Annotated in this window: 5 protein-coding genes; 1 reads left to right on the top strand and 4 read right to left on the bottom strand. The window is 55.6% G+C overall.

Translation table 11 applies throughout. The features are described from left to right. Positions 1 to 197 (top strand): hypothetical protein (locus tag KP806_RS24365; protein ID WP_224726359.1); only part of this gene is annotated, 197 nt, incomplete at its 5' end. A 150-nt stretch (positions 198 to 347) separates the two neighbouring features. On the opposite strand, the gene KP806_RS24360 is transcribed toward KP806_RS24365, so the two are convergent. The 4 genes from KP806_RS24360 to KP806_RS24345 form a co-directional block, all read right to left on the bottom strand. Then, positions 348 to 2,402 (bottom strand): glutaminase family protein, encoded by a 2,055-nt coding sequence (locus tag KP806_RS24360; RefSeq protein ID WP_224726358.1) that lies wholly within the window; start codon positions 2,400 to 2,402, stop codon positions 348 to 350. A gap of 78 nt (positions 2,403 to 2,480) precedes the next feature. After that, positions 2,481 to 4,148 carry a type 2 periplasmic-binding domain-containing protein gene (locus KP806_RS24355; protein WP_224726357.1) on the bottom strand — a complete coding sequence of 556 codons (1,668 nt, stop codon included), beginning with the start codon at positions 4,146 to 4,148 and terminating at the stop codon, positions 2,481 to 2,483. Positions 4,149 to 4,204: 56 nt separating this feature from the next. Continuing rightward, positions 4,205 to 5,098, bottom strand: a complete 894-nt coding sequence (locus KP806_RS24350; protein ID WP_224726356.1) for a carbohydrate ABC transporter permease — start codon at positions 5,096 to 5,098, stop codon at positions 4,205 to 4,207. Between the two features lie 17 nt (positions 5,099 to 5,115). Then, positions 5,116 to 6,027, bottom strand: a complete 912-nt coding sequence (locus tag KP806_RS24345; protein WP_224726355.1) for an ABC transporter permease — start codon at positions 6,025 to 6,027, stop codon at positions 5,116 to 5,118. Positions 6,028 to 6,032: the final 5 nt, after the last annotated feature.

Here is a 6,032-nt window from a genome sequence, read left to right as displayed (position 1 = left end):
ACTGCGAAAACGTCAAATTGACGGTGGGAGACTCCAGAATTAAGGGGCCTAGCCGAATGTGCACCGTAGCGCCGATCAACCTTCTTCATGTGAGGTTTCTGATGCAGTTTATGCAGCGGAACGGAGCAATGGTAGGCATATCCAGTTATGCAGCGGAACGGAGCAATGGTGGACATGTCTCTGCTCTACAGCAGTGATGCAGCGGAACAGAGCAATGGTGAACATATCCCAGATCTACATCAGTTATGCAGCGGAACGGAGCAATAGTGGGCATACATGCGCACCCGCCGCAAAGCGAAGCCAAACCCCGGCCATCCCAAGGAGGCCGGGGTTACAATTCAGCTATGCTAGCGGAGTCCCTCCGCCAATGTACCGCTGTGCTCGAATCCCGCCGGGAACGGCGATTCAAACGCCTTGAGCAGCGGGATGAACAAACCGCCGACGACCGAGCGGTTCTGGAAGTTCATCTGCATGCCGCTGACCGTATCGTACCAGTCGGTAAAAGGAACCCGGCTCGGCGACTCGTTCAGGAAATGCCAGAGCGGCTCGATCATCCGGTCGAAATCCTCCCGCGATTTCGCCATGCATGCGCTCCAGACGAGCCAATCCGCCTTCGTATACGTGCTGCGGCTGTCCAGAGGAGTACCGTACCGGTTCTGCTTGGCCATATAATGACGGATCTCGTCTTCCCTAGTCCGTTCAGGGAACAGGCGAAGACCGAAGAGCAAATCCCATACGAGGTTGTATTTTAAACTCCAGGATTCCGGCGCGCTGTCGAAGGTCAGCTTGTAATGATCACCGGCATCCGCCATTTCCGCCCATATTGAAGCCATCTCCTGCGCCGCCGCATAATAGCTGTCGCCGCCCTTCTCGCCCAGCATAGAGCAAAGAATCGAATAAGCGCCGAGCCCGAGAATCGCTTTGACGGACAGGTTCGCATTATGCGCCAAATGGCCGGCAAAATCATCCGTGCACAGCTGATTGTCCGGGTCCATTCCATACTCCTTCAAATATTCGGCCCACCCGGTCAGCAGCCCCCAGTGCTCCCTGGCGAAATCCGCATCCCCGCCATACAGGCAGACGGCCGCAGCCATGATGAGCATATTGCCGCATTCCTCGATCGGCATCTGGTTTTCCAGCGCATTCTCGCCATACACCTGACCGTTTGCTTTCGGGTAGCAGCCTACGTCGTGCGGCGCAAAATCAAAGCTCCAGGCTTCGCTGGCCGCATACCGGAAAATCGGTCGCATCATCCCCTTAACCAGCTCCGGGTTATACAGCAGAAATAGCGAAATGGACGGATAACTAACGTCGACGGTCGCGATACAGCCGTTGCTGTAATTCTCTTTGGAGAAAAACAGCACATCCCCGTTTTCGTCGCTCACCAGCTTATGAGCCGCAATAGCTTGCCGGTACGCGAGCGACAGCATATCCGCCAATTTGTCCCCGCCTGCGTTGACGCTCTCGCGGATCAGCTTGCGGTTAAACGCCTCGCATCGGTCCATCATTTCTTCATATTGCCCTGCAGCCAAAACCAGCATGTCCTTGAAGGCGAGCCCCGATCTTCTCCAATATGCGTCCAGAGGCTTGCCGAAATATTCAATCGAATGGATATCGTCATACGCCGCAATGATGTACTGCGAGGCTTGCAGCTCGTTCACCCGGCCGAAATCCAACACGACCGCCATAACCGGAGTGTCTTCAGAGACGGCTCGAGGATGCGCTTCATCGTCGCCTTGCGGAAGACGGCCGGACTCGGCGAACGTTTGCCGCGCCTTGTAAGAATGAATGCCCGTTTCAAGGCCGTCCGCATGAGGCACGGCCAAATAGACGTAACCCCAGTCGATTCTCGTATCGTCGCCGACCCGCTCCAGCACCGGCTGCTCTATCGTGCCCATTCGCATTGCGGCGATCCGGCCGTCGATCGTGCTGCGCGACCAGCCGATGCTCTGATCCGTCGTATGAACGCATAATTCTCCAGAGATGTCGGCATAAATTTTGACGTCGTGCGGCTTGCCGTCGGTCGAGCGGACGCGGAACGTTAGGTAGGAGGCCGGTCTCGACAACAGATCAAGGTCGTCCGGAAGCAGCGGAGTCGTGAAAACAGCCTCCAGCTCGACGCCATCCGCTTCGAACAGATAGGTGCTCGTTAAAGGCTCGACCTTCAAGCTCTTCTGCTCCATCGGCGCCGGCTCTTCTAAGCCGCCCTCCTCCGAAAGCTCCGCCTTGCCCATAAATCTTCTGGTTTTGCCGTCGATCCGGATAAGGCCGGCCATGCTGTTCCTTTTGTTCGTCCAATGTCTCGTATGATCGTCGTACAGGCGATCCGCCGCCGACCAGACGCTGAAATACGGGTCAACGGCAATGAGCGGGACGGAAGGGGGCCTGAATGCTTGGGACATGTTCAATCTCTCCTCTTAACGAAATGATTGCTTCACAAACGCGCAAAGGGAGAGCGTGAACGCTCCCCCGCAGCCGGATCAGTTCGGCATTTGCATCGTGACCGCTTCTTTGCCTTTCAAATTGTCGTTCGTAAATTTCATCGCTTCGTCGTAGCCGGTTTTCTTGATCTGCTCGCGCAGCTCGTTCAGGATTTTCAGAGCCGCTTCGTCAGACTTCGCGTATACCGCCTCTTTCCAGGCGTCGCCCGTTTTGTCCATCGACGGCTTCAGCATCTCCCACTGCTCGGACTTGACGATGACATCGCCCGGGTTGTACGCAGTGACGACCTTAATGCCGTTCGGACGGAGAATTTTGCGGGCATTGTCCATCGCGGCGATCCGTTCCTGATCGAGCCAAATATCGCCGCCGCCGACGGAGTTAATGCGGTCCATCCCCGTCATGGAGTTGAAGCCGATTTCGAGCCCTTCATTTTTGCGCGCAATCAGCTTGCCCGACGTATCTGCCGCAAACTTGTCGAAATACTCCTTTTTCGCCGTCGGCTTGCCGTCCACCATATCCCAGTGAACGCCCTGCACGCCGTAGCGGACAAGCATGAAGCCTTCGTCGGAGGCAAGGAAGTCCAGCAGGCGAAGCGCAGCGTCCACGTCCTTGCATGCTTTCGTAATCGCCGTGACGTTATTGCCCTGAATGCCCAGATCAACCGGGCGATCCGGCTCCGCGCCTGCCCGCTCCAGCGGGCCGACCGGAATGTAGTCGCTGCCCGGATGCGCCTTGACGTACTCCTTGGAAGCGTCAAGAATTGCAGGATAATGTGCGGCAAGCACCGCGACGCGGCCTTGCGTTATTTTTTCCTTGGCAATCGGGTCCGTTTGGGTGAACGCTTCCGCATCCAGCAGCCCTTCGGACAGCAGCTTGCGGTAATACAGCGTATAGTCGTCGTAGCCCTTCGCGAAAAAGCTGTTCTCTAACGTGCCGTCTCCCTTATCGACATAGCCGGCGCCGCCGTAGAACATCGTATTGGCAATGCCGACGGCCCATCCGTTGCTGAAGCCGCCGAGCGGGATGACCGGCTGCCCGGCCGCCTGCAGGTTCGCGTCCTTGATTTTCTTCAGAAAATTGTAAAACTCGTCCTTCGTATGGACCGATTGCGGATCTATGCCGACCGCCTCCGCGATATCCTTGCGCACGTAAAAGCCGTACAGCCAATCCGTGCCGTCCTCATCGGTTGCGGGCTGATTTTGCAGCAGCAAATATTTTTTGCCGCCGTATGCGTCAATCGCCTTCTCGTACAATGCGGGAGGAACGTTTTCCTTGGCGATCGATTTCGCGAGGTTCGGGTAATCGGCCAGCTTATCCGAGAAGTCGACAAGCTGATCCTCTTTGGCCGCCTTGACGATGCCGTCCAGCTCGCCGCCCCATGCCGGCCCGGTATAAATGTCGGGAAGATCCTGGGTTGCGAAGATGGCGTTCACCTTCTCGACCTCGCTTCCGGTCGTGTACTCCCATTCGACGGTAACCCCGGTCTTCTCTTTGATAACCTGCTCGACAGGGGTCATGTCGACTTCCGAGCCGGTAGACCCGTTCCAGTTGTGAAGCACCTTCAGCGTGACTTCCTTCTGTCCCGATGTCCCGCCTTCGCCGTTCGTTTCCGCCGGCTCCTCGTTGTTCGAGCAGCCCGCCAGCGCACCAGAGAAAAGCGAAGCCGCAAGCAATACCGATGCGCCTTTCACATAAATCTTCCTCATACTAAACCCTCCCCAATTGAGTTCCTGTATTTTGATAAAGCCCCATACGGGGACCGTTATCCTTTGACCGAACCGATCATAACGCCTTTGACGAAATACCGCTGGAGAAAAGGATAAACGCACAAAATCGGAAAAACGGTAATGACGAGCAGCGCCATCCGCAGCGATTCCGGCGTCGAGCCGCTCACGCTTGAACCGATGGTTTGGCCGCCCTGCTGCGCCGCACGCTGTTGAGAGGAAGAGAAAGCCTCCGCCTGCGTCAGCATTTCCTGGAGCAGCGTCTGTACGGGTTTCAGATCTTTATCGGACACATAGTAGGCGCCGGTAAACCAGTCGTTCCAATGGGCCACCCCGATGAACAGCGAGATGGTGGCAAGCACCGGGCCCGAAAGCGGCAGGATGATGCGGATAAAAATTTGAAAGTCGCCGTAGCCGTCGATATGGGCCGATTCCTCGAGCTCCTCCGGGATGCCCTGCAGGAAGGTGCGGATGATGACGATATGCATGAAGCTGAACAGCATCGGAATGACATAAACCCAGAAGGTGTTGATGAGATGGAGCTTTTGAAGCGTGATGAAAAACGGAATGAAGCCCGCGCTGAAAATAGTCGGCAAGAAAATGTAAAAAGAGAAAAAGCTTCGTCCCGGCAGCGATTTTTTGGACAGCGCATAGGCCATCAGCGTGCTTAGCGCCACGTGCAGAAACGTGCCGAGAACCGTACGCAGCAGCGTAATTTTGTAAGCCTGCCAAATGCGCGCATCCTCGAACACCTGCGCATAGTTCTCAAGCGTCCATTGGCGCGGCAGGAAATATAGGGCGCCCATCATCGAATCCTTCCCGTCGTTCAGCGAATAGGCGAGAATGTAGATGAACGGATAAACCATCGAAAATCCGACCAGAGCCAGAATCAAATAGTTGAGCAAGGTGAAAATGGACAAATGGCGTTTCATCTTGTCACTTCCTTTTCCTAGAAGAGGGATACGTCGCTGACCTTGCGGGCAATCCGGTTGACCGTCAAAATCAGGATGAGGCCGATGACGCTCTGGAACAAGCCGACTGCGGCCGCGTAGCTGAGTCTTCCCTCGCCTATGCCGGAGGTGATGACGTGAACGTCCAGAACGCTGCCGATGCTGGCCGTAGGCGGTCCGCTGAGAAGCAGCAGCTGCTCGTAGCCGGCGCTCATCAGGCTGCCGATCGACAGGATGAACAGTATAATCGCGATATTTCGGACGCCCGGAAGCGTCACATGCCAGATTTGCCGGAACCGGCCCGCGCCGTCGATCTTGGCGGCTTCATACAGCTGCTGATCGATGCCGGCAATCGCCGCCATATAGATGATAGAGTTCCATCCGATGTTCTTCCAGATATCCGAGCCTACGATGACCTGATAAAACCAGGACGGATTGTACAAAAACTGGATCGGCTCGAGGCCGAACAGGGACAGCGCTTCGTTCAGCGGTCCGCCGAACGGCGTCAGAAGGCGCTGCATCAGAGTGACCACGACAATCCAGGAAACGAAATACGGCAAGTACGAAAGCGTTTGCACGGTTTTCTTGAATTTAAGGCTTCCAACCTCGTTAAGCAAAATCGCAAGCAAGATCGGCATCGGAAATCCGATGGCCAGCTTGAGGAAGCTGATAATGATCGTGTTGCGGATAATTTCTTCGGATTTGTAGAAGTCGAAAAACTGCTGGAAATATTTTAGACCGGCCCAAGGGCTCCCGGTGAAGCCCCCCGAGAACGTATAGTCCCGGAAGGCTACCTGGATACCGAATAGAGGGACGTATGAGAAGATGAAAAACCAGACGATACCCGGCAGCATAAACAGGTAAAACACTTTATGCCGCCAGACCCGTTTCCACAGCAGCGATGCTGTCATAAGCC

Source organism: Paenibacillus vietnamensis, from assembly GCF_020169515.1.
In the GTDB taxonomy this organism is placed as follows: Bacteria; Bacillota; Bacilli; order Paenibacillales; family Paenibacillaceae; genus Pristimantibacillus; species Pristimantibacillus vietnamensis.
The sequence above is the reverse complement of the archived record's forward strand: the minus strand, read 5'-3'. Positions and strand labels throughout refer to the sequence as shown.